General features: G+C 71.3%; 24 protein-coding genes. 7 read left to right on the plus strand and 17 right to left on the minus strand.

The genetic code is table 11. The features are described 5' to 3' along the window. Window positions 1–13: 13 nt before the first annotated feature. Window positions 14–571: a carboxymuconolactone decarboxylase family protein gene (locus ACH34W_RS46560; protein WP_395967671.1), complete on the minus strand. Its 558-nt coding sequence runs from the start codon at window positions 569–571 to the stop codon at window positions 14–16. Between the two features lie 159 nt (window positions 572–730). Here ACH34W_RS46560 and ACH34W_RS46565 point away from each other — a divergent pair, with 159 nt between their 5' ends. Further along, complete coding sequence (locus tag ACH34W_RS46565) at window positions 731–2,086, plus strand: magnesium transporter MgtE N-terminal domain-containing protein (RefSeq protein WP_395967672.1); 1,356 nt, start codon at window positions 731–733, stop codon at window positions 2,084–2,086. Next, window positions 2,083–2,577 (plus strand): DUF1003 domain-containing protein, encoded by a 495-nt coding sequence (locus ACH34W_RS46570; protein WP_395967673.1) that lies wholly within the window; start codon window positions 2,083–2,085, stop codon window positions 2,575–2,577. The genes ACH34W_RS46565 and ACH34W_RS46570 overlap by 4 nt, the downstream gene beginning before the upstream one ends. A 41-nt stretch (window positions 2,578–2,618) precedes the next feature. Here the strand turns inward: ACH34W_RS46570 and ACH34W_RS46575 are convergent, their stop codons facing one another. Then, the gene (locus ACH34W_RS46575) at window positions 2,619–3,101 is read right to left on the minus strand and encodes a MarR family winged helix-turn-helix transcriptional regulator (RefSeq protein ID WP_395967723.1); all 483 of its coding nucleotides are present in this window, start codon (window positions 3,099–3,101) and stop codon (window positions 2,619–2,621) included. Window positions 3,102–3,266: 165 nt separating this feature from the next. Here ACH34W_RS46575 and ACH34W_RS46580 point away from each other — a divergent pair, with 165 nt between their 5' ends. Continuing rightward, complete coding sequence (locus ACH34W_RS46580; RefSeq protein WP_395967674.1) at window positions 3,267–4,409, plus strand: Mrp/NBP35 family ATP-binding protein; 1,143 nt, start codon at window positions 3,267–3,269, stop codon at window positions 4,407–4,409. 93 nt (window positions 4,410–4,502) lie between these two features. On the opposite strand, the gene ACH34W_RS46585 is transcribed toward ACH34W_RS46580, so the two are convergent. From ACH34W_RS46585 to sigE, 5 genes are all read right to left on the minus strand, one after another. Continuing rightward, complete coding sequence (locus ACH34W_RS46585) at window positions 4,503–4,853, minus strand: sec-independent translocase (RefSeq protein ID WP_395967724.1); 351 nt, start codon at window positions 4,851–4,853, stop codon at window positions 4,503–4,505. Between the two features lie 89 nt (window positions 4,854–4,942). After that, the gene (locus ACH34W_RS46590) at window positions 4,943–6,703 is read right to left on the minus strand and encodes a S1C family serine protease (RefSeq protein ID WP_395967675.1); all 1,761 of its coding nucleotides are present in this window, start codon (window positions 6,701–6,703) and stop codon (window positions 4,943–4,945) included. 76 nt (window positions 6,704–6,779) lie between these two features. Further along, on the minus strand, window positions 6,780–7,913 hold the full coding sequence (locus tag ACH34W_RS46595) for a MucB/RseB C-terminal domain-containing protein (RefSeq protein ID WP_395967676.1): 1,134 nt from the start codon (window positions 7,911–7,913) through the stop codon (window positions 6,780–6,782). A 38-nt stretch (window positions 7,914–7,951) separates the two neighbouring features. Beyond that, on the minus strand, window positions 7,952–8,677 hold the full coding sequence (locus ACH34W_RS46600) for an anti-sigma factor family protein (protein WP_395967677.1): 726 nt from the start codon (window positions 8,675–8,677) through the stop codon (window positions 7,952–7,954). Between the two features lie 77 nt (window positions 8,678–8,754). Beyond that, the gene (gene sigE / locus ACH34W_RS46605; protein ID WP_395967678.1) at window positions 8,755–9,387 is read right to left on the minus strand and encodes an RNA polymerase sigma factor SigE; all 633 of its coding nucleotides are present in this window, start codon (window positions 9,385–9,387) and stop codon (window positions 8,755–8,757) included. A gap of 210 nt (window positions 9,388–9,597) precedes the next feature. Here sigE and ACH34W_RS46610 point away from each other — a divergent pair, with 210 nt between their 5' ends. Continuing rightward, complete coding sequence (locus ACH34W_RS46610; RefSeq protein ID WP_395967679.1) at window positions 9,598–10,203, plus strand: O-methyltransferase; 606 nt, start codon at window positions 9,598–9,600, stop codon at window positions 10,201–10,203. Between the two features lie 20 nt (window positions 10,204–10,223). Next, window positions 10,224–10,835 (plus strand): hypothetical protein, encoded by a 612-nt coding sequence (locus tag ACH34W_RS46615; RefSeq protein WP_395967680.1) that lies wholly within the window; start codon window positions 10,224–10,226, stop codon window positions 10,833–10,835. Between the two features lie 56 nt (window positions 10,836–10,891). Here the strand turns inward: ACH34W_RS46615 and ACH34W_RS46620 are convergent, their stop codons facing one another. The 4 genes from ACH34W_RS46620 to ACH34W_RS46635 form a co-directional block, all read right to left on the minus strand. Further along, window positions 10,892–11,611 (minus strand): anti-sigma factor domain-containing protein, encoded by a 720-nt coding sequence (locus tag ACH34W_RS46620; RefSeq protein WP_395967681.1) that lies wholly within the window; start codon window positions 11,609–11,611, stop codon window positions 10,892–10,894. 126 nt (window positions 11,612–11,737) lie between these two features. Then, window positions 11,738–12,247, minus strand: a complete 510-nt coding sequence (locus tag ACH34W_RS46625; protein ID WP_395967682.1) for a DUF1772 domain-containing protein — start codon at window positions 12,245–12,247, stop codon at window positions 11,738–11,740. Window positions 12,248–12,417: 170 nt separating this feature from the next. Then, window positions 12,418–13,908, minus strand: a complete 1,491-nt coding sequence (locus tag ACH34W_RS46630; RefSeq protein WP_395967683.1) for a leucyl aminopeptidase family protein — start codon at window positions 13,906–13,908, stop codon at window positions 12,418–12,420. Between the two features lie 197 nt (window positions 13,909–14,105). After that, on the minus strand, window positions 14,106–14,273 hold the full coding sequence (locus ACH34W_RS46635; protein ID WP_151568744.1) for a DUF3117 domain-containing protein: 168 nt from the start codon (window positions 14,271–14,273) through the stop codon (window positions 14,106–14,108). A 156-nt stretch (window positions 14,274–14,429) separates the two neighbouring features. On the opposite strand from ACH34W_RS46635, the gene ACH34W_RS46640 reads away from it, so the two are divergent. Together ACH34W_RS46640 and ACH34W_RS46645 are read left to right on the plus strand one after the other, a co-directional pair. After that, the gene (locus ACH34W_RS46640; protein WP_395967684.1) at window positions 14,430–15,239 is read left to right on the plus strand and encodes a PaaX family transcriptional regulator C-terminal domain-containing protein; all 810 of its coding nucleotides are present in this window, start codon (window positions 14,430–14,432) and stop codon (window positions 15,237–15,239) included. Next, the gene (locus ACH34W_RS46645; RefSeq protein ID WP_395967685.1) at window positions 15,232–16,017 is read left to right on the plus strand and encodes an enoyl-CoA hydratase-related protein; all 786 of its coding nucleotides are present in this window, start codon (window positions 15,232–15,234) and stop codon (window positions 16,015–16,017) included. The genes ACH34W_RS46640 and ACH34W_RS46645 overlap by 8 nt, the downstream gene beginning before the upstream one ends. Before the next feature lie 111 nt (window positions 16,018–16,128). Here the strand turns inward: ACH34W_RS46645 and ACH34W_RS46650 are convergent, their stop codons facing one another. The 6 genes from ACH34W_RS46650 to ACH34W_RS46675 form a co-directional block, all read right to left on the minus strand. Beyond that, a complete protein-coding gene (locus ACH34W_RS46650; RefSeq protein WP_395967686.1) occupies window positions 16,129–16,803 on the minus strand; it encodes a response regulator in 675 nt (224 codons plus the stop codon). Further along, window positions 16,791–18,029: a sensor histidine kinase gene (locus ACH34W_RS46655; protein WP_395967687.1), complete on the minus strand. Its 1,239-nt coding sequence runs from the start codon at window positions 18,027–18,029 to the stop codon at window positions 16,791–16,793. The genes ACH34W_RS46650 and ACH34W_RS46655 overlap by 13 nt, the downstream gene beginning before the upstream one ends. Beyond that, window positions 18,026–19,177 carry a glycosyltransferase family 4 protein gene (locus ACH34W_RS46660; protein ID WP_395967688.1) on the minus strand — a complete coding sequence of 384 codons (1,152 nt, stop codon included), beginning with the start codon at window positions 19,175–19,177 and terminating at the stop codon, window positions 18,026–18,028. The genes ACH34W_RS46655 and ACH34W_RS46660 overlap by 4 nt, the downstream gene beginning before the upstream one ends. Continuing rightward, window positions 19,162–20,346 (minus strand): hypothetical protein, encoded by a 1,185-nt coding sequence (locus ACH34W_RS46665; RefSeq protein ID WP_395967689.1) that lies wholly within the window; start codon window positions 20,344–20,346, stop codon window positions 19,162–19,164. Before ACH34W_RS46665 ends, ACH34W_RS46660 begins: the two co-directional genes overlap by 16 nt. 107 nt (window positions 20,347–20,453) lie before the next feature. Then, the gene (locus ACH34W_RS46670) at window positions 20,454–21,215 is read right to left on the minus strand and encodes a barstar family protein (protein WP_395967690.1); all 762 of its coding nucleotides are present in this window, start codon (window positions 21,213–21,215) and stop codon (window positions 20,454–20,456) included. 36 nt (window positions 21,216–21,251) lie between these two features. Then, complete coding sequence (locus ACH34W_RS46675; RefSeq protein ID WP_395967691.1) at window positions 21,252–25,052, minus strand: RHS repeat-associated core domain-containing protein; 3,801 nt, start codon at window positions 25,050–25,052, stop codon at window positions 21,252–21,254. Between the last annotated feature and the right edge of the window lie 4 nt (window positions 25,053–25,056).

A 25,056-nucleotide genomic window follows, 5' to 3' on the forward strand; every position in this document is an offset into this window, starting at 1 on the left:
GGTCATGGACCCCTCATGCGTCGCCGGCCGGGATCTCGCACCTGTCCTTGAAGCCCTGGCCCGTCAGACCGGCCGCCGCGTTGAACCGCGACCGCAGGTTCTCCAGCGCCACGATCATGGTGAGCTCTACCAGTTGCTTCTCGGTCAGATGCCGGCGCAGCGCCTCGGTCAGCTCGTCGGTCACCTCGGGCGGGTCCGCGGTCATGGCCTCCGCGTACTCCAGGACCAGGCGTTCGTCCTCCTCGAACAGCTCGCTGTCGCGCCAGTGCGGCACCGCCTCGATCTTCTCCAGCGGCGTCCCGTGCATGTTGGCATCCCACGTGCCGAAGTCCACACACCACGAGCACCCGATCCTGACCGCCGCAGCCATGCAGGCGAGATCTTTGAGCCGGTGCGGCAGGGCCTTCCACCGCAGCACCTGGGCTTCGAGGATCCCGTACGCGGTCGACACTCCCATGTGATGGCCCATGGCACGGCCGGGGTCGAGCTCCTTGCCGAACTTCTTGCGGGTCAGCCACGTGCCGAGGCGGTAGGTGCGCGTCCTCGGGGGGTCCAGCGAGATGCGAGCCATGAACGGCCTTCCCTTACAGCTCCGGCCCGACAGCGGGCCTTTTCCAGGTCATTCCTACGACGGGACAGCCGCACGGGATGTGACATCGCCCTCCCAAACTGCTGGTCAATCGCTGTCCCGGTCCGGGTCAACCTCATGATCGTGGGTAGTGTGCCTCCCATGAGCGGATCCCCGACCCGGGTGTTCATCGCCCGACTCGCCGGAATCGCCGTGTTCGACCCAGCGGGCGACCAGGTCGGCCGTGTCCGCGACGTGGTGGTCGCGCTCCGCCTCGGCGCCAGGCCGCCGCGCGTGCTCGGCCTGGTGGTGGAGGTACAACCGCGGCGGCCGGTGTTCCTGCCGATCACGCGTGTGACGGTCATCGAGTCGGATGCGATCGTGTTCAACGGGCGGCTGAACGTGCGCCGTTTCCAGCAGCGCGAGTCCGAGACGCTCGTCATCGCCGAGATGCTGGACCGGACGGTGAAACTCACCGAGACAGCCGAAGCCGTGTCCGTGGTGGATGTGGCCATGGAGCCGACCCGTACGAGGGACTGGCTGGTCAACAAGGTCGCCGTGCGCCGCGGCGGCGGCCGCGGGCTGCGCCGCAGGCATGGCGAGGTCTTCATCGTCGACTGGGACGCGGTGACCGGTTTCTCCGCTGTCGAGCACGGCCAGGGCGCCGCCGGCGTGATCGCCGCGTTCGAGAAGATGAAGCCCGCCGACCTGGCCAATTTCGTCCACGACCTGCCCGAGAAGCGCCGCGCCGAGATCGCGCTGGCGCTCGACGACGAGCGGCTGGCCGACGTGCTGGAGGAACTGCCCGACGACGACCAGGTCGAGATCCTCGGCAAGCTGGAGGTCGACCGCGCCGCCGACGTCCTGGAGGCCATGGGCCCGGACGACGCCGCCGACCTGCTCGGCGAGCTGCCCACCGAGCAGCGCGAGCAGCTGCTGACCCGGATGGAGCCGCAGGAGGCCGCGCCGGTCCGCCGGCTGCTGACGTACAAGGACGACACGGCGGGCGGCCTGATGACCACCGACCCGGTGATCGTGTCGCCGGACGCGAGCGTGGCCGACGCGCTGGCCCAGATCCGCAACCCCGACCTCAACCCCGCGCTGGCCGCGCAGGTGTACGTGTGCCGCCCGCCCACCGAGACCCCGACCGGCCGCTACCTGGGCACCGTGCACTTCCAGCGGCTGCTGCGCGAGCCGCCGTCGAACCTGGTCAGCGGCAGCGTGGACAGCGAGCTCGACCCGCTGCGCCCGACGATGTCGCTGGAGGCCGTGGCGACGTTCCTCGCCACCTACAACCTGGTGGCGGGGGCCGTGGTGGACGAGAACGGGCACCTCCTCGGCGCCGTCACGATCGACGACGTGCTCGACCACCTGCTGCCCGAGGACTGGCGGGAGACCGTGATGGACGCCACGGCCGAGGAGACGTCCGACCCCGAGGAGGAGGCGGTCCGCAGCGGCGGGTTCCCGGTCATCCCCGATGAGATCGAGATCCCGAACGGTACGGAGGGCACCTCATGAGCCCGTCCCGTCTTGAGCAGCCGCGTGAGATCCGCCGGACCGTGCTGCCGCGGCCGCACTACGACCCGGAGTCGTTCGGCCGGCTGTCGGAACGCATCGCGCGGTTCCTGGGCACGGCGCGGTTCCTGGTCTACATGACCGTCTTCGTCGCGGTCTGGATCCTGTGGAACCTGCTGGCCCCGGCGTCGCTCAAGTTCGACCCGTACCCGTTCATCTTCCTGACGCTGATGTTGTCGCTCCAGGCGTCGTACGCGGCGCCGTTGATCCTGCTCGCCCAGAACCGGCAGGACGACCGCGACCGCGTGCAGTACGAGCAGGACCGGGCGCGCGGCGACCGGACCATCTCCGACACCGAGTACCTCACCCGTGAGGTCGCCGCGCTCAGGCTCGCGCTGAACGAGGTGGCCACGCGCGACTTCCTGCGTTCGGAACTGCAGGGGATGCTCAAGGAGCTGGACGGCGACCGCAGAGACTCCAGCCACAGTCTGTAGAGGCACAGCCTGTAGAGGCACAGCCTGTAGAGGCACAGCCTCTACGGAAACGGCCGCGCGAGAAAAGGAGCCGCCACGACCGGGTCGTCGGCGAGCTTGTCCAGGATGTGGCCGAACTGGCGCAGATCTTCCTGGTCGAGCCTGCTCAGCACGTACTCGCGTACACCTCGTTGGTAGGTCGGGGTGGCCGCGGCCAGCCGGGCGCGACCGGCCTGGGTCAGCACGGCGAACAGCCCGCGCGCGTCACTGTCGCATGACTCGCGGCAGACCAGACCTTCCCGCTGGAGCCGGTCGACGAGCCGGGTGAGACCGCTGCGGGAGAGCAGCACCCGGTCGGCGAGGTCGTTCATCCGCAGCCGGCCCTCCGGTGCCTCACCCAGATGCATCAGCACGTCGTACGAGGCGAGCGCGAGATCGTGGTCGGCCAGCAGATCGGCCTGGATGCGGCGGGAGATCTGGACCTGGGCACGGAGCAGGGTGCGCCATACGGTCAGCTCGGCGGCCGAAATGGTGCTGGACGGCATTGTCACGCCCCGATCGTACGGCTTCCTCGCGTGCCCGCGCGATGCCGCCGGGGGGCCGTGTCGTCCCCGGTCATCCCGTTCTGCCGAACCGGTTGAAGATCACCCCCGGGGGGTTTCCGGCCCCGGATTAACGAACACCCGCGCGGACTTCATACCATGGGTGGCATGGCCTCCCAGTTGACGACCGAGCAGGTGACCGCGGCGCTCGCCACGGTGAACGATCCTGAGATCCGTAAGCCCATCACCGAGCTCGACATGGTCAAGAGCGTCGACATCGCGCCGGACGGCTCGGTGCACGTCGGAATCTTCCTGACCGTGGCCGGCTGTCCGATGAAGGACACCCTGACCCGCACCGTCACCGAGGCCGTCGCCAAGCTGGACGGCGTCACCTCGGTGCAGGTGGAGCTGGACGTGATGAGCGAGGAGCAGCGCAAGGCGCTGCGTGACAAGCTCCGTCCCGGCGACGCCGGCAAGGAGATCCCGTTCGCCAAGCCCGGCAGCCTCACCAAGGTCTACGCCGTCGCGAGCGGCAAGGGCGGCGTCGGCAAGTCCTCCGTCACCGTCAACCTGGCCGCCGCGCTGGCCGCCCAGGGCCGCAAGGTGGGCGTGGTCGACGCCGACATCTACGGCCACTCGGTGCCGCGGATGCTGGGCGTGAAGCACCCGCCGACCAAGGTCGAAGACATGATCATGCCGCCGTCGGCGCATGACGTGAAGGTGATCTCGGTCGGCATGTTCACCGCCGGCAACCAGCCCGTCGTGTGGCGCGGCCCGATGTTGCACCGCGCACTGCAGCAGTTCCTCGCCGACGTCTACTGGGGCGACCTCGACATCCTGCTCATGGACCTCCCGCCCGGCACCGGCGACATCGCGATCTCGGTCGCGCAGCTGCTCCCGTCGGCGGAGATCCTGGTGGTCACCACCCCGCAGCAGGCCGCCGCCGAGGTGGCCGAACGCGCCGGCGCGATCGCCGCCCAGACGCACCAGCAGGTCGTCGGCGTGATCGAGAACATGTCCTACCTCAGCTGCCCCCACTGCGGTGAGCGCCAGGAGATCTTCGGCTCGGGCGGCGGCCAGACCGTCGCCGACGCGCTCACCCAGACCCTGGGCACCCGCGTCCCCCTCCTGGGCCAGATCCCGATCGACCCCCGACTGCGCGAGGGCAGCGACAACGGGCAGCCGCTGGTGCTGGCCGACCCCGACTCCGGCGCCGGCAAGGAGCTCCGCACCATCTCCGACAAGATCGGCGGCCGCTCCCGCGGCCTGTCCGGCATGTCCCTGGGCATCACCCCCAAGAACAAAATGTGACCCACCCCACGTAGAGAAGGGCCCACTCCAAGGGGACGGGCCCTTCTTCTACATCCAGCTTTTGTCCAGACTCTTCTCTGTCCGAACGCCAGATCAGGTGGCTTCGGAGTCGAAGGGTGGGCGTTCGCCGTATTCGAGGCCGCCGGCCATCGTCGCGTAGGGCTCGTCGTCGAAGACCTGGCCGTTGGTGTGGCCCGGCTCGTCGTCGGGGTCTTCGAGCAGGTGTTTGCGGACGAAAGTCTTGGGGTTGAGGTCGGCGATGTCGAAGTCCTTGAACTCCGGGCCGAGGCCGTCTTGGAGATCGGCTTTGGCGCTGTTGGCCATCTGCCGCAGCTGCCGCAGTGCCCGGCCCGCCTGACCGGCGACCTGGGGCAGCTTGTCACCGAAGATGACAAGGGCGAGCACGACGAGCACGGCCATCTCGCCCAGTCCGACGTCGAACAACCCGTCCTCCACAAGCGCCAGGGGATCCGGGCCGTACAACCCCGGATCCCCACAGCGTATCTCCAGCTCGGATGAACCGGATCTGAACGTCAGGCCGCGGCGAGGGTGACCTCGACCGTGGTCTCCTTGCCGCCACGCGTGTACGTGACCTTGATCTTGTCGCCGGGCGCCTTGCTGCGGATCTGCGCGGCGAGGTCGGACGGGTCCTCGATCGGCTGGTCGTTGATCTTTGTGATCACGTCGCCGGGCTTGAGGCCGGCGCGCTCGGCCGGGCCGCCCTTGACGATCGGCGGGGTCCCGTTCGCCTCGGTTTCGCTGATCTTCACGCCGGGGCCCGGGAACTTCTGGTCCATGCCGATGCCCAGCTGGGTGCGCTTGGCGGTGCCGGTCGCGATGATCTCTTCGGCGACGCGCTTGCCGTGGTTGATCGGGATGGCGAAGCCCAGGCCGATGCTGCCGCTCTCCTGCCCGCCGTTGAGGGTGGCGATGGCGGTGTTGATCCCGATGACCCGGCCCTTGAGGTCGACCAGCGGGCCGCCGGAGTTGCCGGGGTTGATCGCCGCGTCGGTCTGGATGGCGTTGAGGACCGAGCCGTCGCCGCCGCCCCGGGTGGGCACCGCGCGGTTGATCGAGCTGACGATCCCGCTGGTCACCGAGCTCTGCAGGCCCAGCGGCGAGCCGATCGCGACCACCGGGTCGCCGACCGCGAGATCGTCGGAGTTGCCGATGGTGAGCGCGGGCAACGAGTGCGCACCCGAGGGCTTGAGCACCGCGATGTCCGATCGCTCGTCCCGGCCCTTGATCGTGGCGGGCAGCTGCTTCTTGTCGTTGAAGACGACCTTGATGTTGCCGCCCCCGCCGCCCGCGGAGACCACGTGGTTGTTGGTGACGATGTAGCCGCCGTTGACGATGAAGCCGGTGCCCGCGCCGCCCTCGCCGCCGGGCGTCTCCACCCGGATCATGACGACGCTGGGCAGCACCTTCTGGGCGATCCCGGCGATCGAGTCCGGTGGGCGGTTCTTGACGGCGGGGCCGGCGCCCGAGCCGCTGCCGCCGCCGAGGCTGACGCTGCCGCTGTCGTTGCCATCGCTCGCCATGACCGCGACCCCCGCGCCGACGCCGCCGGCGACCAGAGCGATGATGAGGCCGATGATGGCCAGCACGCCGATGCTGGGGCCACCACGGACGGGCATGGGCGGCGGCGGTACGGGGGCCCAGTTGGGACCTCCCGGAGGCGCACCGAACCCGCCGGGGCCGCCCATCGGCCGCGGACCGCCCGGAAGCGGCGGGCCCATCGGCCGGGCTCCCGGGTGCGGCGGCACAGGACCGCCCGCACCGGGCGGCGGAGGCTGGTGGCTGGAGTGCGGCGGCCAGCCGTATGGAGTGCCCTGCATGTTCTCAGCGGCGGCACGCGGATCCTGGTTGTGCGGTACGAAACCGGGACGGTGCCGGGCCGAATCGAGGCCTTCGAGGCCTTCGGGGAGGGGCGTCTCAACTGCGGTCGGCCGTGTGTCCCGCGGCATGTCGTTCTTGGCGAACGCGTCCTTGGCGAACGTGTCCTCGGCGAACGCGTCCGGCGGGGCGAAGCCACCGCCCACGGGCGCACCACCCGCGGACCCGGCGGCGCCGTGCTCGGCCGTCCAGCCGGGCTCCGTGTCCGGCTCGTCCGTCCAGCTGGGCTCCGTGTCCGGCTCGGCCGTGTCGTCGGCCTGGGGACCGGCCGCCGCCTGCTGGAGGTCGTCCACCTGGTCCTGCGGGCCAGCGGACTCCGCCCGCTCGGCCCCGTAGCCGGCGACCACCCGGTCGTCCCCCGGCGACGCCTTGACCGGCTCGCGGCTATCTTCCGTCATCCCCATCTCTCCTACGGAGTGGTTCTCATCATCCGCGTTCATCGTGCCCAGCGGCGCATGTGGTGAGCATAAGACCTCACCCGAAGGGATTGGCCCACGAACCCAGTCTGCGCATGCCTCGGCCCAGCCGCCCCCAGAAACGCGGCCCGCCGTCCGGGAAGGCCTTGATCACCGAGTCGGCGGTGCCGGCCGGCGCATCGGTGAGGACCGTGTAGACGTAACCGTCCCCGGACCAGACCGCCCACCGCTGCAGCGAGTCGCGCCGGAAGACCGTGCGCCCGTTGCTCTGGGTCCGCTGCCATCCGGCGAAGCGGCGCTCGTCCAGGCCGCCGCGTTGGACGAAGACCGACACGGCCGCCAAGCCGTCGGAATAGCTGAGATGAACGGTGGACTCGTCGGGCTTCGGGGCCGAACGGCGTGCGTCGTGGAGCGTGAGCCGGCCGGGCAGCTCCTCCGGCATGCGCCAGCCACGGTCGCGCAGCACGCTGATCTCGCTGGCCGCGAGCCGGTCTTGCCAGGGCAGGGCGGCACCGGCAGGCGGGAGCTCCGGCGTGCTCTCGCCCATGGAGCGGCCGCCGCGAAGCTGGATCCGTTCCCCGCTGCCCGGCGAGGTGATCTGCACCTCGCGGAAGCCGGTGACCGCGACCGCCTGGCCCGCGTCGTCGATCAGCTCACGGTGCAGCATGAGCCCCGTCTCGGTGTCGAGCCAGAACCGCCCGGCGGCGGTGCCGTCCGGTCGGCGCGCCTCGATCACCCGGGCCCGGCGGCCGCACACGTCGGCATCGGCGGTGCGGACGACCGAGTAGTTGCGGGTCAGGAGCGCCAGCATCTCCATCGTGAAGCCGGTGAGCGCACCTCTGATCGCGGAAGCGTCAGGATGGAAGGTGCGGCTGACCGCCGTGATCGTGGCCGTGCCGGGCGGCGTGACCGTCCGGGGTGCCGGCGGTGGCGTGCCGCGCGGCGGCGCCTCAGGGGTGAAATGAGTGCCCTCGCCCGGCGTGTGCGCCACCTTGACGAAGGAGGTCTTGGCGCCGTCGCCGCCCCAGGTGGTGAGGAACTGCATGCCCTCGTACGGGACCTGCCGGGCCGCCTCGGCCGCCGCCTGCAGCAGCCGTACGGCCTCGGGGTCGCTGCGCGACCGCCGCGTGGCGCAGGCGTCTCCAGCCAGCGCCGCGGCCAGCGCGAGTGAGCCGACGAGGCCGCCCGCCATCAGGGCACCTCGCCGTCCACCGTGCCCGGTGCCGAAGGTCACGGCTCCGGGGAGATCTGGACGGGAATGTCCTCGTTCACCGGATCGGTGAGGGGGACATCCCCGGACGTCAGCGCATGTTCAACCGCGAACCGGTCGAACGCGGGGGTCACGGTGGGCGCTTCGCGCTCGCCACCGGCGACATAGGAGGCGGTGCCCAGCCCGATGAAGAGCGTCGCGGCGCCGACGGCCAGGTAGCGGCGGCGCGGCGCGCGGTGGGCCAGCGCGACCCCGGCGCTCATGCTCGCGACGCGTCCTGCGCCCCGGCTCGCAGCGGCGCGACCGGCCGGGCGGTTGTCCCGCGGCCTCGATACGAGCGGCGATCTCTCGCGCGGCCCGCCATGCCGCAACAGCGGCGGACGTACCGGCGACGGCCGTCCGGTCGGCGGAACGATGCCCTCGCCCGGCGCTCCTTCGCGCAGTGCCCCCTCACCCAGTGCACCCTCGCCCGGCATCCCTTCGCCGGGCCCGATGCCCGGTCCCATCCCGGTGCCCGCCCCCATCGCGCGCAGCCGGGACATCAGATCGCCGGACGGGAGAGATTCGTCCCCGTCGATCAGCGGAAGGTCAGCGAGACCGCGCAACCGGCCCTTGATGCGGCGCAGCGCGTCCGCCTCGGCCCGGCACCGCTCGCAACGCGCGAGATGGGCGAGCGCGCGATCGCGCTCCTCATGGCCCAGCTCACCGTCGACAAGAGCGGTCAGACGCTCCCCCAGACAACTCACGCGGCTCCCTCGTCGTTCCGATCAGTCACGCCCGACCATGGTGATGGTCAGGCGCAATCGTCGCGCATCCGGCGCGGCTAGACGCCCTCCGGCTGCAGTCTCCGCTGGGGCGCGCGGTGCTCGAGCGCGGCTCGCAGCTGCGCCCTCCCCCGGTGGATACGGCTGCGCACGGTCCCCAGTTTGACGCCCAGTGTCGCCGAGATCTCCTCGTACGACAGCCCCTCGATGTCGCACAACACCACGGCCGCCCGGTATTCGGGGGCCAGGGCGTCGAGCGCGGCCTGGACGTCGGCGTCGAAATTGCGGTCGTCGAACGCCTGTGCGGGCGTGGGTTCACGGCCCTGCAAGCGCTCGGCGGCGTCGTCTCCCAGTCCCTCGAAGCGAATGCGCTGGCGACGGCGCGCCATGTCGAGGAAAAGGTTCGTGGTGATGCGGTGCAACCAGCCCTCGAACGTGCCCGGCGTGTAATTGGACAGCGAGCGGAACACCCGGACGAAGACCTCTTGCGTGAGATCCTCGGCGTCGTGCTGGTTGCCCGTCAGCCGGTAGGCGAGCCGGTAGACGCGCCCGGAGTGCTCGCGGACGACCTCGTCCCATGACGGCGGCGCCCACTCCGCGTCCGGCGCGTTCTCCCTGGCTGCTGCGTTACCGAGCCCCTGCCTGGGGCCGACCCCCACAGCGCCCTTGAATGTAAGTGCTGCGACTCCCATGGTCCCGGGTTGTTCCTCTCTATGCCTCACGCTGTCGCATTGGAACGACACGGTCACGCCTGGGCTGGGGCGGTTGTAGACCGGCTGTCAGTTAGAACGCGACGAAACGCGAGTTGGTTCCCGGTCAGCGATATGGTCTTTCCAGCATGAGCCAGGCGGGGGTCCCGCGAGGAGGCAGCCATCGACGCCATTCAGGCCACCCTGGCCTACGTGGAGGAATTTCTCCCCGAAGACGAGCCGATTATCAACGCCCGCCGACTCGGCGAGGAGGTCGGCGCGGTGCCGATCGGTCCCGCCGGGGGCGCCGCGCTGCGCTTCCTCGCGGCCATGATCGACGCGCGGACGGTCGTCGAGGTCGGCTCCGGCTGTGGTGTCTCGGGGATCTGGCTGCTCCGCGGCATGCGCAAGGACGGCGTCCTGACCAGCGTCGACGTCGAGCACGAGCATCAGCGGCTGGCCAAGCAGGCGTACGCGGAGGCCGGTCTCGGCGCATCCCGGACCCGGATGATCGTTGGCCGCGCGCTGGAGGTGCTGCCGCGCCTCACCGACGGCGCGTACGACATGGTCTTCTGCGACGCGGTCAAGCAGGAATACCCCGAATATCTGACCGCGGCGCTGCGGCTCCTGCGGCCCGGCGGCGTGGTGGCGTTCGACAACGCGCTCTGGCATCACCGGGTGGCCGACCCTGACCGCCGCGACCCGGACACGCTGGCGATCCGCGAGGTGGGCCGGATGATCCGCGAGGACGAACGTCTCGTCCCGCTGCTGCTCCCGGTCGGCGACGGCCTGCTGTGCGCCGTCAAGCGCGACGACTGAGCACGACGACCGAGCCCGCCATGGCGAACACCGATGAGCAGGCCCTCCCGGCGTTCCCGGTACGGGCCCGCCTGACCTGGCGCGGCGCCGTCCAGATCACGGCCTGCCTGATCCTGGTGATCGCCTCGGTGGCGTTCGTCGCGGGCGGCCTGATGCGCGGGATGAGCACCGGGAGCGTGCTCTTCATCGTGCTGGGGGTGGCGGGGCTGGCGCTGTTCGGCGGCGGGCTGTCCACGTCCGCCGGGACGCTGCTCAGCCGCCGCCCGGTGCTGGAGCTGGACGCCGAGGGCGTGCGCCGCCCGGCCCGCTGGCCGCTGCCGCGCCGTGCCGACAAGGTGCTGCCGTGGTCGGAGATCCACGCGATGTGCGCCGTCCGCCGCGGCCTGGCGAACGCCAAGCGTGGCGAGCAGGACTACCTGGTCTTCCTGCCGTCCGCCGACCTGCTCGAAACCGCCCGTACGGCCGAACGGCCCCAGCTGGTCGCGCTGACCCTGCCGGACGTGCCGGCGACCGCGGAGGCCGTCCGGTGGTCCTTCGCCGTCGACGCGAGCTGGACCGCCTCGCTCAAGGAGATCGTCGCCGAGGCGCGCCGCCGCCACACGATCCCGGTCGTCGACCGCCGCAAGCAGTGATCAGCATCACCTGAGAGCAGCATCACCTGTGAGCTGCGTCATCACCGTGAGCAGGGTCACGCCGGGAGCGCGGCGGCGAAGACGGGATCGGTCGTCGGCTGCGGCGACCCGCCCTCCGGCTCGACGGTGATCCCGATACCGGCGGCCGCGCCGATGCCGTCCACGACGATCGGGCCGGACCCCGTGGCCGTCAGCCCGGCGGGGCGTGGCGCTCCGGCCCCGAGCAGCCAGAGCTCGTAGGTCCGCGACGGCGGCGCCGCCGGCAGTCCCGTCATGATCACGACGGCCCGGTCCGCCCGCCGGGAGATCACGACCGTGCCCCTGCCGCCGGTCCGGACAGCCGCGGTGACCGTACGCGCGTCGGATGCCGTCAGGACCGACTCCACCTGGCGCTGCCGGGCCTCAGCCCGGTCAAGGCGGTCCTCGGCGCGGACGGTGACCACGCCTAGGGCCACCGCTACCAGCAGGCATGCGGCGGCCGCCACCGCGAGAAGCCGCGGCGGGAGCGCAGGGCCGCCGCGCCACCGGGCCGCGCGGGGCCGCTCCTGGCGCGTCCGGGAGATCGCGGTGAGCACCCGATCTCGCAACTCGGGCGGCGCGGTCCGGGCGGCGGCGGTGCCCAGGCGGGCGGCCGTCGCACGCAGGCCGCGCATCTCCCGGTCGCATGCGTCGCATTCACCGAGGTGCGCTTCGAACCGCCGCCTCTCGATTTCCGAAAGGGCGTCGAGCGCGTAGGCACCGGCAAGGGCGTGGATCGTTTCGGAAGCCTGTGTCACCGATTCACCCCCAAGTAGTCGTACCTGCCGCCCGTTGACCACTATTCGGCGCCGGAGGCGTCACGGATCGGTCGGCGGCGGATACTTTGTGTTCTTGGTTTCGGTCGGCTCTTGATTTCGGTCGGCTCAGCCCTTGCCGGTGACGCGGCCGTGCAGGACCAGCGCCCAGGCGAGGCAGCCCAGCGCGCCGGTGGAGGTCAGTGCCCGGACGATGTTCCACGTGACCCAGCGGCCCTCGAACGCGGTGCGGACGGCGGCCAGGTCCCCGATCTCGGCCGGGTCGCCCGCGGCCGCGAGCCTGTCGTTCAGCGGCACATTGATCGCGAAGGTGATGATCAACACGATCAGGTAGAGCACGAACCCGGCGATGATCCACGGCAGGGCCGGGCGGTCGTCGCCCTTCAGGTGCAACGCCGCCGCCAGTCCGGCGAACGCCAGCGCGCCCATGAAACAGATCATGAACCAGCCGTTGACGATCGCCACGTTCATCCGCTGCATCGAGTCGATGAACGTACGGTCGTTGACCTTGGCCAGCCCCGGCATGACCGCGTAGGAGAACGATGCGAAGAGCCCCGCCATGAGCCCCATCGTGACCACCGCGGCGACGAGCGAGCCGGTCTGCAGCACCTTGAACATGAGTTGGCTTCCTCTCAGAGACCCGACGGTTTCCTGTCGTGTCTCAAGCCAACAACCAGGCGGAACGCGGCGACATGTCTCAGAGGCGACCCCACATACGCAAGCGTCCAGCACGCTCAGCCCGGCAGGTGCGTCCAGCCCGGCAGGCGCCCCCAGGCCGGCAGGCGCCGTCAGGAGGTGGTGGGGGCCAGCCAGTTGAGGAGGAGGCGGGCACCGAAGCCGGTGGCGCCCTTGGTGAGCTCGGCGTCGTCACCCGTGGCGCGGCCGGGGCCCGCGACGTCCAGGTGCGCCCAGGTGCGGTCACCCACGAACTCGCGCAGGAAGAGCGCCGCCATGATCGCACCGCCGCCGAAGCCGCGCCGCTCGATGTTGGCCACGTCGGCCACGTCCGACTTGATCCCCTCGCGGTAGTCCTCGACCAGTGGCAGCCGCCACAGCGGCTCACCGGCGGCCGCACCGGCGGCGTCCAGCGCGGAGGCGAGCGCGTCGTCGTTCGCGAAGAGCGCCCCTGTCCGCAGGCCGAGCGCGACCTTGGCGGCCCCGGTGAGCGTGGCCACGTCGACGACCACGTCCGGGGCGAGCTCGGCGTCGGCGTACGCCAGGGCGTCGGCGAGGACCAGGCGCCCCTCGGCGTCGGTGTTGAGCACCTCGGAGGTCGTGCCGCCGAAGTGGGTGATCACGTCGCCGGGACGCATCGAGGAGCCGGAGGGCATGTTCTCCGCGGCCGCGATCAGTCCGGTGACCCTGGCGCGCACGCCCAGCGCGCGGAGGGCGCCCATGACCGCGATGACCACGCCACCGCCGGCCATGTCGGTCTTCATCGTCTTCATGTTGTCGTTGGGCTTGAGCGAGAGGCCGCCGCTGTCGAACGTGATCCCCTTGCCCACCAGCACGACGTGCCGTTCCGCACTTTCAGTACTGCCCTCGGTACCGCCCTCAGGACGGTGGCTCAACTCGATCAGGCGCGGCGGGCGGGGCGACCCCGCGCCGACCGCGATCAGCCCGCCGAAGCCGCCCTCGGCGAGCTCCTTCTCGCCGCGCAGGCGCACGGCGAGCCCGGCCTCGGCGGCGATCTCCGTGGCGCGTTCGGCGAGCCAGGAGGGGCCCTTGTCGGTCGCCGGGGTGTTGGCCAGGTCGCGGGCCAGCGCCGCCGCCCGGGCGACCACCGTGCCGCGTTCGACGGCCGCCGCGCCGGCCTCCGGGCCCGCCTCGGTCAAGATCGCGAGAGTGCCCAGCGGCGCCTTCTTCGGCGGCTGACCGATCTTGAACGTGTACGAGGCGAGCAGGGCGCCCTCGACGAAGGCCGCGAGATCACCCGAGGGGACTCCAGCGGCCAACGTCGCCCGGCCCCTGCCGCGGCGTGCGAGCGCGGCCCCCGCCTTGCGCAGGTCCGCGGGAGCGGCTTCGCCCACCCCGTACAGCAGCAGCTCCAGCACCCGGCCGCCCACCCGCACGGGGGCGGAGATGACCTCGCCAGGCTCGCCCTTAGCGCCGTTCAACGTCAGCAGCTCGTCCAAGGTGAACGGCAGGAAAGACGCGATTTCGGCGTCCGGCGCCGTCGGCCCCGAGCGCACCGGAACGGCCACCACCTCGGCCCCAAGACGCTCAGCCGCCCCGGACAAAGTGCCGCCGACGCTGCTGACTTTGGTCTCGATGGGCATGACCGGAGGCTCCCTTGTCTGTCTGACTGACGTTGTCTGTCTGACTGGCGTTTGTCTGACCGGCGCTATTTGACGGGCGCTATCTGATGGGCGCTGCCTGCCTGGCGCTGACTTTCGCGGGCTGTCGGATGCTGGTGAACACGGCGAGAGTCCCGGCGTCGCCGCCGGGACCTTCACCACAACTTGGGGCAGAGGCCCTAGCCCACGACTTCCTTGAGAGCGTCGCCGAGCTCCTTGGCCTCGTCTGCGGAGAGCTCCACGACAAGGCGTCCGCCGCCTTCCAGCGGGACCCGCATGACGATTCCGCGCCCCTCCTTGGTCACTTCGAGCGGACCGTCTCCTGTCCGCGGCTTCATCGCCGCCATGCGTGCATCCCCTTCCTGCCTAGGGCCGCGTGGGGCCTCCGGGCACCGTTGGCCGCGTGGCCGCCTGTCGCATCCGCGTCATCAGTAGTGGTCCATTATCTCGTCTTCCGGGCGCGAAGTGGTAACGATCAGCCTCCAGATCGAGAGACTGCAGCTATGAATGCTCGTTCGGCGCTGTTCGATCTCTATGGCGACCACCTTCGGGAGCGAGGTGGGCAGGCCCCGATAGCCGCACTCGTCCGGCTGCTGGCGGCTTTGGGGATCGCCGCTCCGGCTGTGCGCACCGCGGTGTCCCGGATGGTCCGCCAGGAGTGGCTGGAGCCGGTCCGGCTGCCGCCCGGCCCGGGGTACGCGCTGACCCCGCGCGCGGTGCGGCGGCTCGACGAGGCCGCGCACCGGATCTACCGCGACCTGGGCCCCTGGGACGGCCGCTGGCACCTGCTGGTGGTCGAACGGGTGCGCGAGCGGGCGCGGCGGGACCGGCTCGTGGCGGGGCTCGGCTACCTCGGCTATGCCCGGCTGTCCGAGACCACCTGGATCAGCCCGCGCGCGTCGAGCGAGCTGGATCCGCTCTTGAACGCCGAGTCCGTCCGGGCCGAACGATTCCTTTCCGCGTACGAGGGTGACGCGCACGGCCTGGTGGCCCGGGCCTGGGACCTGGACGGCCTGGCCCGCGCGTACGAACGGTGGCTGACCGACGCCCATGCCCTCCTGGCCCGTGACCAGGCGTTCTCCGACGAGCAGGCCTTCGCGATGCGGAGCCGGCTGGTCCACGAGTGGCGCAAGTTCCTCTTCCGGGATCCGGGGCTGCCGCCCGACGTCCTGCCCGAGGGCTGGCCCGGCACCCGAGCGGCGCGGTTCTTCGACGCCGAGGCCGCGCGCCTCTTGCCCGCGGCCTCCCGGTTCGTCGAAAGTTGCCTGAAGGACCCCATCCCGCGGGGCAACGAGGAGGACGACGATGTCTGAGACCGTGCTGTACGACCTCACCGAGGGTGTGGCAACAATCACACTCAACCGGCCGGACGCGATGAACTCGCTGACGGACGAGACGAAGTCGGCACTGCTCGCCGCCCTGGAACGCGCCGCCGCCGACACGGCCGTGCGCGCGGTGATCCTCACGGGGGCCGGCCGCGCCTTCTGTGCCGGTCAGGACCTGCGCGAGCACGGTGACAACCTGGCCTCCGGAAAGGGCCTGAACGACACCGTGCGCCGCCACTACAACCCGATCGTGCAGGCCATCGCGGAGATGCCCAAGCCTGTGGTGGCCGCCGTCAACGGCGTGGCGGCCGGTGCGGGCGCGTCCCTCGCATTGGCCTGCGACTTGGTGGTCTCCTCCGACAAGGCCTCGTTCACCACCGCGTTCACCGCGATCGGCCTGGCGCCCGACAGCGGCATGTCCTGGACCCTGCAGCGCCGCGTGGGCTGGACGAAGGCCGCCGAGCTGCTGCTCCTCGGGGACCGCGTGAAGGCCCCCGAAGCCCTCGAACTCGGCCTGGTCAACCGGGTGGTCCCGGCCGACGAGCTGGCCCCGGCCGCCGTCGAGCTCGCGCGCCGCCTCGCCGCAGGCCCGACCGTGTCGTACGGCGCCGTCAAGCAGGCCCTGCACCACGCGTCCACCAGCGACCTGGCCTCCTCCCTGGAGAAGGAGGCGGAGCTGCAGGACCTCTGCGAGAAGACCAAGGACCACCACGCCGCCACCGAGGCGTTCCTGTCCAAGCAGCAGCCGACCTTCGAAGGCAGCTAAGCCCGCAAACCCGGCCAAGCCCGCGCACCCGGCTGTGCCCGCGCACCCGGCTGTGCCCGCGAACCGGGGCTATGCCCGCGCACCCGCAGACCCGGCTATCCGGCTGCCCGGCTACCCGGCGCCCGCCATTGCCCCTCCCGGATGGTCGCCACGCAGGTAGAGCAACACGGCACGGACGCGGCGGTGGTCGTCGGGAGCGGGCGGGAGATCGAGTTTGGCCAGGATCGAGCCCACGTGCTTGATCACAGCCGCCTCGGAGACGACGAGGCGCCGGGCGATCGCGCCGTTCGACCGGCCCTCGGCCATCAGCTCCAGCACCTCGCGTTCGCGCTCGGTGAGGCGTTCGAGCGGCGAGTGCTCGCGGCGCCGGGAGAGCAGGCGCCGGACCACCTCGGGGTCGATGACGGTGCCTCCGGCGGCGACGCGGTCGAGGGCGTCGATGAACTCGGTCACCTCGCCCACCCGGTCCTTGAGCAGGTAGCCCACGCCGCCACCGGTCTGGAGGAGTTCGGAGGCGTACGACTGCTCCACGTACTGCGACAGGACGAGGATCGGCAGCTCCGGCCGTTCGGCCCGCAGCGCGAGCGCCGCCCGCAGCCCCTCGTCGCGGAACCCGGGCGGCATGCGCACGTCGGTGACCACGATGTCGGGCAGTTGCTCGGCCACCGCCGCCGCCAGCCCGGGCGCGTCGCCCACGGCGGCGACGACCTCGTGGTCGAACCGGCCGAGGATCTGGCTCAGGCCCTCGCGCAGCAGCACCGAGTCCTCGGCGATCACAACTCGCATGGGATCTCCACCCGCAGGATCGTAGGGCCGCCGGCCGGGCTGGACAGCCGCAGCGTGCCGTCGTAGACGGCCACCCGGTCGGCCAGCCCCTGGAGCCCGCTGCCCTCGCCGGGCCGGGCGCCGCCCTTGCCGTCGTCCCGTACCTCCACCACCAGCAGCCGGTTCTGGTGCCTGGCCAGCACGCGGGCCCGCTCCGCCCCGCTGTGCTTGACCACGTTAGCCAGGGCCTCGGCGATCACGAAGTAGGCGGCGGACTCCACCCCCTCGTCCGGCCGTCCGGGCAGCTCGACGTCCACGTCCACCGGCACCGGCGCCCCCTCCGCCAGCGACTCCACGGCCGCCCTCAGCCCCCGGTCCGTGAGCACCGACGGATGGATGCCCCGGACCAGGTCGCGCAGCTCGGCCAGCGCGGCCCGCGCGTCCTGCTGGGCCTTGTCGATCAGCTCCGAGGGCGTCTCCAGCCGGGCCAGGCCCAGCGTCATGATCAGCCCGGTGAGGCGCTGCTGCGCGCCGTCGTGCAGATCCCGCTCGATCCGGCGCCGTTCGGCCTCGAACGCGTCCGCCATCCGGGCCCGGGACGCCCGTACCGCGACCAGTTCGTCCTCGACCGGCCGCACGAGCAGCACCCGCGCCAGTGCTGCCCTGGCCCCGGCCAGAGCCGCCATCACGTACAACCCGACCACGAACATCGCCACGCCGGCGGCGACGGTCACCCACGCCTCCTCAGGCCGGTCGACGGTCCCGTACGGCCCGTACTGCAGCTGATCACTATGGGCCACCAGATAGGCCGACCCGGCCTGCACCGTCGACCCCACGATGATCACGAACGGCACCACCACGTCCACCACGCCGAGCAGCGCGAACAACAGCGCGAACCCGAACTCCCGCCACGTCGCGGCCTCCCGCAGCCGGAGCCGCAGCCACGGCCGCCATCCCGGCGTGGCCGGTTCGCGGTGCGGGGACGGCGCGGGCCGCGCGTCCAGCAAGCGCAGCCTCCGCCGTTCGACCGCCGCCAGCCCGATTGCCGTCAGCGGTACGAACAGCAACAACCCGAGGCCGACCACCAGCGGCGCCAGCAGCACGCCCGCGGCCCCGAGGACCAGCACCACCGTCAGCCACCCGACCGCGATCACCGGCCCGGTCGCCAGGTAGGCGATCGAACGCCACGGCCACGACGACAGCAGGAACCGCAGCGGGTTCCGTGCCATGGCGCGCCAGACGGTCATGCCCTGACCGTAGGCGACGCGCGGGAAAGCAGGCCGCGGAGCCTGTCGTACGAGCGGTCCCAGCTCCATTCGGCCTCCGCCCAGGCCCGCCCGCGCTCGCCCATCCGGCGGCCCTCGCCCGTCCGGCCGCGCTCGCCCATCCGGCCGTCCTCGGCCGTGAGCAGCTCAATCAGCCGGGCGGCGATCTCGGTGACCGACCCGCCGTCCACCACGTAGCCGGTCTCACCGTCCCGTACCGCCTCCGGCGCGCCGCCGGAGTCGCCCGCGAGCACCGGCAGCCCGGAGGCCGCCGCCTCAAGGAACACGATGCCGAGCCCCTCGGTTTCCAGGCCGAGCCGCCGGTTGCGGCACGGCATCGCGAAGACGTCAGCGGCCGCGTAGAAGGGCGGCAGCTCGTCGTGCGGAAGCCCGCCCGCGAAGACGACCGCGTCGTCCGCGGCCAAGCCCCGCAGCCAGAAGTCCTGCGGCCCGGACCCCACGATCAGGAGCGTCGCATCCGGGACCGCCCGGCGGACGCGAGACATGGCCCGGATCAGCTGATCTTGTCCCTTGCGTGGAACGAGCCGGGACACGCTGAGGACCATGGGCCGATCGCCCAGCCCGTAGCGCTCGCGTATGACCGTTCCGTCAACGCCCGGGTGGAAGTTCGTGCTGTCCACACCCGGGACCAGCCGGGCGGTATGGGCGCGCGGGCCGAGCGCAGGGGCGATACGGGCATGCGTGTATTCAGTGAGATACGTGACCGTTCCTACCTGCTCCCCGATCCTGCGGAGGACCTGACGGGCGCCCGGGACACTCGCCCACCACACCTCGTGCCCATGCGTGGTGGCGACCGACGGCAACCCGCCAAGCCGCCCGGCGAGGAGCCCGAGCGGTGCGGCCGCGCCGAACCACACACTGTCGCAGCCGTACTCGGCGATCAGCCTGCGCGCGGTGCGCGCGACGGCCCTGGTCGGGAGCAGCGTCCGGGAACGATCACGGACCACAGGGAACGGAAGGCCCCGGTCGAACGCCTCCGCGCCGGGCTCTGTCGACGTGTAGACGACCACGTCCCCGGCCGGGAACCGGCGCGCCAGCTCGTACACGAACGTCTCGATGCCGCCGCGCCGGGGCGGGAAGTCGTTGGTGATGATCAGGCAGCGAGGCACAGCTCCGCCTCCTTCCGGCGCTCGTTCAGGTAGGCCCAGCAGACGAGCACGGCCGGGTAGACGAGGTAGCCCCAGCGGGTCGCAGGCATGAGCGCGGTCGCGAGCAGCAGGCCCAGGGCGAGCCGGTAAGCCGCAGCCTTGAGGTCGCCGGGCGGCCGGACGATCAGCGAGACGCCCATGCCCAGCGCGGCCAGCCCCAGGGCCACCACGGCCGCCGCGTGCCCGTACGCGCCGCTCTCAGCGAGCAGATGCCCGGGCAGCGGGCTGTCGGCGGGCGACTCCACGCCGGCGAGCCCGAGGGGGAACGCGACGACGTTCTCGAACATCCCTGCCGGATCCACCAACGCCGGTACCCCGACCCCGATCGCGATGACCCCCGCGACCACCACCCCGTACAGCCGCACCCCGTATCGCCGCACGCCGCGCCACCGCACCCCGTACCACCTCACGCCGCTCCACAGCGCCCCGCGCCGCCGGACCGCGATCAAGGCCAGGCAGACCAGAGCGGCGGGCCAGGCGGTGGCCTTGAGCGTCGCGGCGAGCCCCATGGCGAGGCCCGCAAGCCCCGGACGATCCCGTACCGCGAGCGCGAACCCCACGCACACCAGGCCGATCACCGGCAGATCGTCACCGCCGACGACCAAGGGCAACGCCACCAGCGGCGAGGCCGCGAGGATCCGGCCGTGCCGCCCCAGCAGCGCGAGGAACACTCCGCCGAACACCAGCCGGGCGTCAATGCCCGTGATCGCCGACGGCAGACCGAGCAGCGCCATGCCGGGGAGGTAGGGGTTGTACGCCTCGTATGAGCCGCCTGCCAGCTCACCCGGGCTCAGGTAGGGCGTGCCATGAGCAAGCAGATGCTCCCCGGAACGCTGGACGACCGCCACCTCCGGCTGCCCAAGCCCGGCGAGCACGAGAACGGCGAGAGGCAGCACCACGGCACCGCCCAACGCCAGCCAGACTGCCGCCCGCGTTCGCCAGAAGACCGCCGCGAGGCCGTACGCAGAAGCCGCGAAGAGTCCCCACACCCGATGCGGGCCGAGATGAGTGACTGCCGCCGTCACGGCAGCGAAGATCGCGAAGCCTCCGTAGAGGAGAGGCTCCGCGCGGGCGGTGACGGCGCGCGGGAGGGCCGGTGGGATGGCCGGTGGACGGGTCAGCGTGGTCATGCCGTCCAGGCAACCGGCCGCGCGAACCTAGATCATTAGACCTGCCCGCCGTCTTGGGGTATGGCCAGCTCTACCCCGGAGCTCCACCGCCCTGGAGTCGCCCCTGGTCAGCGGCGCTCGACGGTGACGCCACCCTCCCGTTCCAGCACATCGAGTACCTCGTCGAGAGAGGGGTCGGGAGGTTCGCCCGGCGTCCAGGCGCGGCGCGCGACCTCGAAGTCGTTCCAGGCCAAGGTGAACCTGCCTGCCGTGCCGTACCCGCCGCACAAGCAGTCGGACAGCGAGTCCAGGCCGATCCCGTAGTAGCCGCCCGGACCGTTGACCGCCTCACCCATCGCGCAGAAGAAGCCCGCGCTCTCGGTCACGAAGGTGCCGTCGAGCTCGAACGTCGCGCCGTCAGGCCGGTCAGTCTCGTCGGAACGCACATGCCGCCGCAACGCCACCTGCGTCCAGGCGCGACGTCCCCACCGGCCGTATGACGCCCAGAGATTCAGCGACGTCGGCCCCCCTGACCGATGCACCTCCCAGATCTCCTCTTCCTCCGGCAGCGGCGGATGCCCGCCCATGAACGCCGACACGAACAGGCCCTCCGGCACGAACTTGGCGTGGCTGACGAAGAAGAGATAGCGCCCGAGCACCGACTCGTCCCGTCCGAGGACCTCCAACTCGGTGACGTCCTGCGTCTCCGCGTCCGGGCGCGGGAGCACGCGAGGCAGGAAGTCTCCCGGCTCGTAGGAACGAACGAGAATGTCGACGCGGCGCCGCCCGTCCTCCTCGTAGGTGCTCTCGAAGAAGCCCGTCATCTCGTCGAACGAGCACAGCACCCCGTCGTCGTCCTCGGTCTCGGCGATCAGCCGATAGCGCGCCATGCCGTATCCCCCAAAACCGTCATCCCCCCACAACCGTCATCCCCCAAGCCGTCTGGGCACTCTGCCGCCCTCCGGGTACCACGGTCCCGGGAAGAGCTGGGGAGACCCGTAGTCGTGTTCGAGCGCGTAACCCAGTTTGCCGTCCGGCAGTTCGAGGATCCGGTGATTGGTGCCCGGGACGTCCCACTCCTTGGCGCCCTGCCACTTTGCCCTGTTCTGCGGGCCCAGCTCACGGCCTGCAAACTCCTTCTGGTCACCGACGTTCTTCCCCTGGGGGATCCGGCCCGCGGCCTGGTCCGAGTGGGTGTAGCGGCGAGGCGTGGGCTCGCCCAGCGGTGACGGGATCCCGTTGCGCTCGGCGGCGCGCTGGGCCTTGATCTTTTCGTACTCCTGGCCGATCCTCCTGGTGTCGCGGCGGTTCATCGGGTTGGGGTCGGACAGCCGGTACGGGGCGAGCCCGAGCGGGTCGACGAAATTGGCCGGGTTGTCGACGTAGGCGTGCGGGTTGAGCTGCGGCGCCATGCCCAACGGATCAGGTGAGACATAACGGCCCGTCGCGGGGTCGTAGTAACGCTGGTAGTTGTAATGAAGCCCGGACTCCTCGTCGAAGTACTGGCCTGGGAACCGGAACGGGCATCGCGCGGTGCCGCCGTTGCCTTCTCCACCCGCCGGATCGGCGCCCCAGAGCGTGGCGCGGCGGTGCGAAGCAAGCGACCCATCGGGCCCGACCAGCTCCACGGGCGTGCCGACGAGGTCGCCGACGATCGCGTAGAACTGCTCGTCCACCCACTCCTGCGAGCCCGGGGTCGTGGTCCGTTCGATCTGCGCGAGCGGCCGGTAGGTGCCCGGTTCGTATTCCCAGGTCGTGGCGCGGGTGATGAAGCCCGTCTGGCCGGCGGGCCGGACACGGTGCACCTGCTCGACCAGGTTGGGGCCATGCCAGGCGTAGGCATAGCTCTCGTCGACACCGCTCCCGTCGGCACCGGCGTCCGCGCCCACGTGCTGCTTGCCGATCCGGCGTCCCAGCGGGTCGTAGTGGTAGTACCAGCGGGAGCCGTCCGGGACTTCGACGCCGACCAGCCGGTCTTCGGCGTCCCACTGGAAACGCCAGAGCCGCCGCTGACCGGACAGCGTGACCTGCTCGCGCAGTGTCAGCCGGCCCTGCGCGTCGTACTCGAACCGGACACGCCCGGCCCGGCGCAGCAGCGTGCCCGTGACCTCGCGCGGGCCCGCCGCGCCGTCCTGCCCGGCCGGCCACTCAGCCGAGGTGATGTTGTCGAGCGCGTCATAGCCGTACCGCTCGCCCCAGTCGCGGCCACCCACCGCGTCGCGCCCGCCCACCGCGTCGCGGCCGCGCACCGCGGTGATCCGGCCGCGCGGATCAAGCTCGTAGGCACGATCCCCGGCGAGCCGGTCGGCGACACCGGTGACGGCGCCGTCCGGCCGGTAGCTGAAGGAACGATGCTGGAGCAGCCGTGCCCGGCCCTGATCGGCGGGCCCGGGCGCGGCCCAGATCGTCTGTGTGGCGAGCTGATCGGAGTCGTCCCACTGCTGCGACAGGATCGCGCCCGCGCCGATCCGGCGTTCGACCTCCCGCCCCAGATCGTCATGAACGAACCGCACCGTCTGCGTGTGACGGCTCAGCATGCTGTCGAGCCTGGCCGGCAGGCCGCGCGGGTCGTACGCCCAGGCACTGCGGACTCCGGTCGGCGTCGTGCGTGCCACAGTACGGCCGGCGCTGTCCCGGGCGACCTCAACGCGCGCGCCGTTGCAGACCTCGGCGACGACCCGTCCCGCCGGGTCACGTTCCAGGACCAGGTCGGCGGCGCCGCCCGTCGCGCGGACCAGCCGCCCCATGATGTCGTAGCCGTACGTCGTGACCTGCTCGCCGGAGCGCTTTTCGACCATGGCGCCGAACCCGTCGCGGACGAACGTCGTCTCCTGCCCGGCGCCGTTCGTGCGGGACTCCAGATTGCCCGCCGCGTCGTAGACGTAGCGCACCGTACGGCCGTCGAAGTCCGTCTCGGTCCGCAGCCGGCCGGCCGCGTCGTAGTCGTAGACCCAGGTGAGGCCTTCGGGCGTGCCGACCCGGACGAGCCGCAGCTCACCGTCGTAGGTGAGCGTGAACCGCGCTCCGTCCGGGCGGATCGTCGCGGTCGGGACGTCGAACGGCCCGTACTCGGTGCGTTCCACCCGGCCCGTGCCGTCGGCGTACGCGATCGTGTTGCCCTCGGCGTCGTGCGTCCACCGTTCCTCGACCCCGCCGGAGACCGTCCTGGACTCCAGCAGTCCCTCCACCGTCCAGCCCAGCGTCGTGGAGCCCGTCCGGTCGGTGATCCGCGCCGGCCGTCCCAGCGGGTCGTACGCGTACTGGACGGTCGTGCCCGCCGAGTCGGTGATCGAGGTAGGCCGCCCTGCCGCGTCGTTCGCCGCCTGGTACATCAGGTCGCCCGTGGGACCGGTGATCGTCGTCAAGCCGCCCCGGTCGTCGTAGGCGTACGCGGTGACGGTGCCCGCCGGGTCGGTGAGGCGCGTCATGTTGCCGCGCCCGTCGTACTCCATGGCCCAGAACGTGTCGTCCGGCTGCCTGACCAGGACGGGCTGGCCGAGCGTGTCGTACTCGGCCGTCGTACGCCGCCCGTCCGGGAACGTCACAGACGTGACGTTGCCGATGTCGTCGTAGGTGTAGCGCAAGGTGTTGCCGAGGGCGTCCGTCCGGGAGAGCACCTGGTCGAACGCGTCCCTCTCCGTCCGGACGGAATGACCGAGCGCGTCGGTCTCCTCCACGACCTGCCCGGCCTCGTTGTAGCGGTACGTCGTCGCCTTGCCCACGCCGTCGGTGAGGATCGTGCGGCGCTCGTCCGGCCGGTAGTCGAGCGTCGCGTCGAGGTGACCGCCGGTGCCCTGCCCTCGTACGGCACGGCCCTGCTCGTCGTAGGTGTAGCGGTACCAGAAGCCGTTGCGATCTTCCCAGCCGGTGAGCCGGGCATGCTCGTCATAGGTCAGCCGCAGCGGCCGTCCGGACGAGTTGAAGACCTCGGCGAGGTTGCCCGCCGCGTCATAGCCGTACCGGACGAGGAGAGTGCCGTCCGCCAGGCGCAGCGCGGTGACACGTCCCTCCTCGGTCTCGACGGTGACGTGATAGCCGGCGCTGTGTTTGATCTCGCTGAGAACGCCGTCCTCGTACTCCAGGTCGACGCGGTTGCCGTTGCGGTCGGTGACGGCCGTCAAGGGCAGGCGCGACCAGCCGTAACGTTCACCCGGCGGCGGAAAGTGCAACGTGCGGCCCGCCAGCGGATCGGTGAGCGTGTAGCCGCCCTCCGACGTCAGAACGAGGTGGTGCCTGGCACCCGCGACCGGCTGGAACTGCACGTTCGGCACCGTGGCAGCCGGAAAACGCAGGACCGTCGCGTCGGCCGCGAGGAAGTGCACGCCCTGGGCGTCGATCTCCACCGCCTGGTCGAGCGACGACGCCCACGTACGCCCGAACAGACGCCCGGCGCCGTACGTGGACACATGCGTGCGCGTGACGTTGAACGGCAGGACGGCGTCGAACGCCGCGTCCAGCTGGGTGAGCAGGACCTCGCCCGTGACGACGTTGATCGGGTCACGCGATGTGGAGGAGTTGTCCGGGGTGCGCGCCCGCGACTGGTCACTGCCCTGCCGCCGCGACCCGCCGTCACGCCCGCGCCCGTTGCCGCCCCGGCCGCCGGTGCCCGGGGCTCCGCTGCCGCCGCCGCGCCGCCCGCCCGAAGAAGGGAACAGATCCCCGGCGACCTTCTTGAAGATTCCCCCGCCGGCCGCTCCGGCGCCACCACCGCGACGACGTCTGCCCACAGGG

The sequence above is a fragment of the Actinomadura sp. 6N118 genome (assembly GCF_044326415.1).
GTDB lineage: Bacteria > Actinomycetota > Actinomycetes > Streptosporangiales > Streptosporangiaceae > Spirillospora.

What these genes read in the sequence shown, in the direction of transcription:
- ACH34W_RS46640 (WP_395967684.1), top strand. Translation starts at nt 14,430, where the DNA reads ATGAATGCTCGTTCGGCGCTGTTCGATCTCTATGGCGACCACCTTCGG.
- ACH34W_RS46595 (WP_395967676.1), bottom strand. Translation starts at nt 7,913, where the DNA reads ATGGCGGGCGGCCTCGTCGGCTCACTCGCGCTGGCCGCGGCGCTGGCT.
- ACH34W_RS46665 (WP_395967689.1), bottom strand. Translation starts at nt 20,346, where the DNA reads ATGACCACGCTGACCCGTCCACCGGCCATCCCACCGGCCCTCCCGCGC.
- ACH34W_RS46630 (WP_395967683.1), bottom strand. Translation starts at nt 13,908, where the DNA reads ATGCCCATCGAGACCAAAGTCAGCAGCGTCGGCGGCACTTTGTCCGGG.
- ACH34W_RS46670 (WP_395967690.1), bottom strand. Translation starts at nt 21,215, where the DNA reads ATGGCGCGCTATCGGCTGATCGCCGAGACCGAGGACGACGACGGGGTG.
- ACH34W_RS46645 (WP_395967685.1), top strand. Translation starts at nt 15,232, where the DNA reads ATGTCTGAGACCGTGCTGTACGACCTCACCGAGGGTGTGGCAACAATC.
- ACH34W_RS46565 (WP_395967672.1), top strand. Translation starts at nt 731, where the DNA reads ATGAGCGGATCCCCGACCCGGGTGTTCATCGCCCGACTCGCCGGAATC.
- ACH34W_RS46560 (WP_395967671.1), bottom strand. Translation starts at nt 571, where the DNA reads ATGGCTCGCATCTCGCTGGACCCCCCGAGGACGCGCACCTACCGCCTC.
- ACH34W_RS46580 (WP_395967674.1), top strand. Translation starts at nt 3,267, where the DNA reads ATGGCCTCCCAGTTGACGACCGAGCAGGTGACCGCGGCGCTCGCCACG.
- ACH34W_RS46625 (WP_395967682.1), bottom strand. Translation starts at nt 12,247, where the DNA reads ATGTTCAAGGTGCTGCAGACCGGCTCGCTCGTCGCCGCGGTGGTCACG.
- ACH34W_RS46575 (WP_395967723.1), bottom strand. Translation starts at nt 3,101, where the DNA reads ATGCCGTCCAGCACCATTTCGGCCGCCGAGCTGACCGTATGGCGCACC.
- ACH34W_RS46650 (WP_395967686.1), bottom strand. Translation starts at nt 16,803, where the DNA reads ATGCGAGTTGTGATCGCCGAGGACTCGGTGCTGCTGCGCGAGGGCCTG.
- sigE (WP_395967678.1), bottom strand. Translation starts at nt 9,387, where the DNA reads ATGGGAGTCGCAGCACTTACATTCAAGGGCGCTGTGGGGGTCGGCCCC.
- ACH34W_RS46615 (WP_395967680.1), top strand. Translation starts at nt 10,224, where the DNA reads ATGGCGAACACCGATGAGCAGGCCCTCCCGGCGTTCCCGGTACGGGCC.
- ACH34W_RS46590 (WP_395967675.1), bottom strand. Translation starts at nt 6,703, where the DNA reads ATGACGGAAGATAGCCGCGAGCCGGTCAAGGCGTCGCCGGGGGACGAC.
- ACH34W_RS46570 (WP_395967673.1), top strand. Translation starts at nt 2,083, where the DNA reads ATGAGCCCGTCCCGTCTTGAGCAGCCGCGTGAGATCCGCCGGACCGTG.
- ACH34W_RS46655 (WP_395967687.1), bottom strand. Translation starts at nt 18,029, where the DNA reads ATGACCGTCTGGCGCGCCATGGCACGGAACCCGCTGCGGTTCCTGCTG.
- ACH34W_RS46635 (WP_151568744.1), bottom strand. Translation starts at nt 14,273, where the DNA reads ATGGCGGCGATGAAGCCGCGGACAGGAGACGGTCCGCTCGAAGTGACC.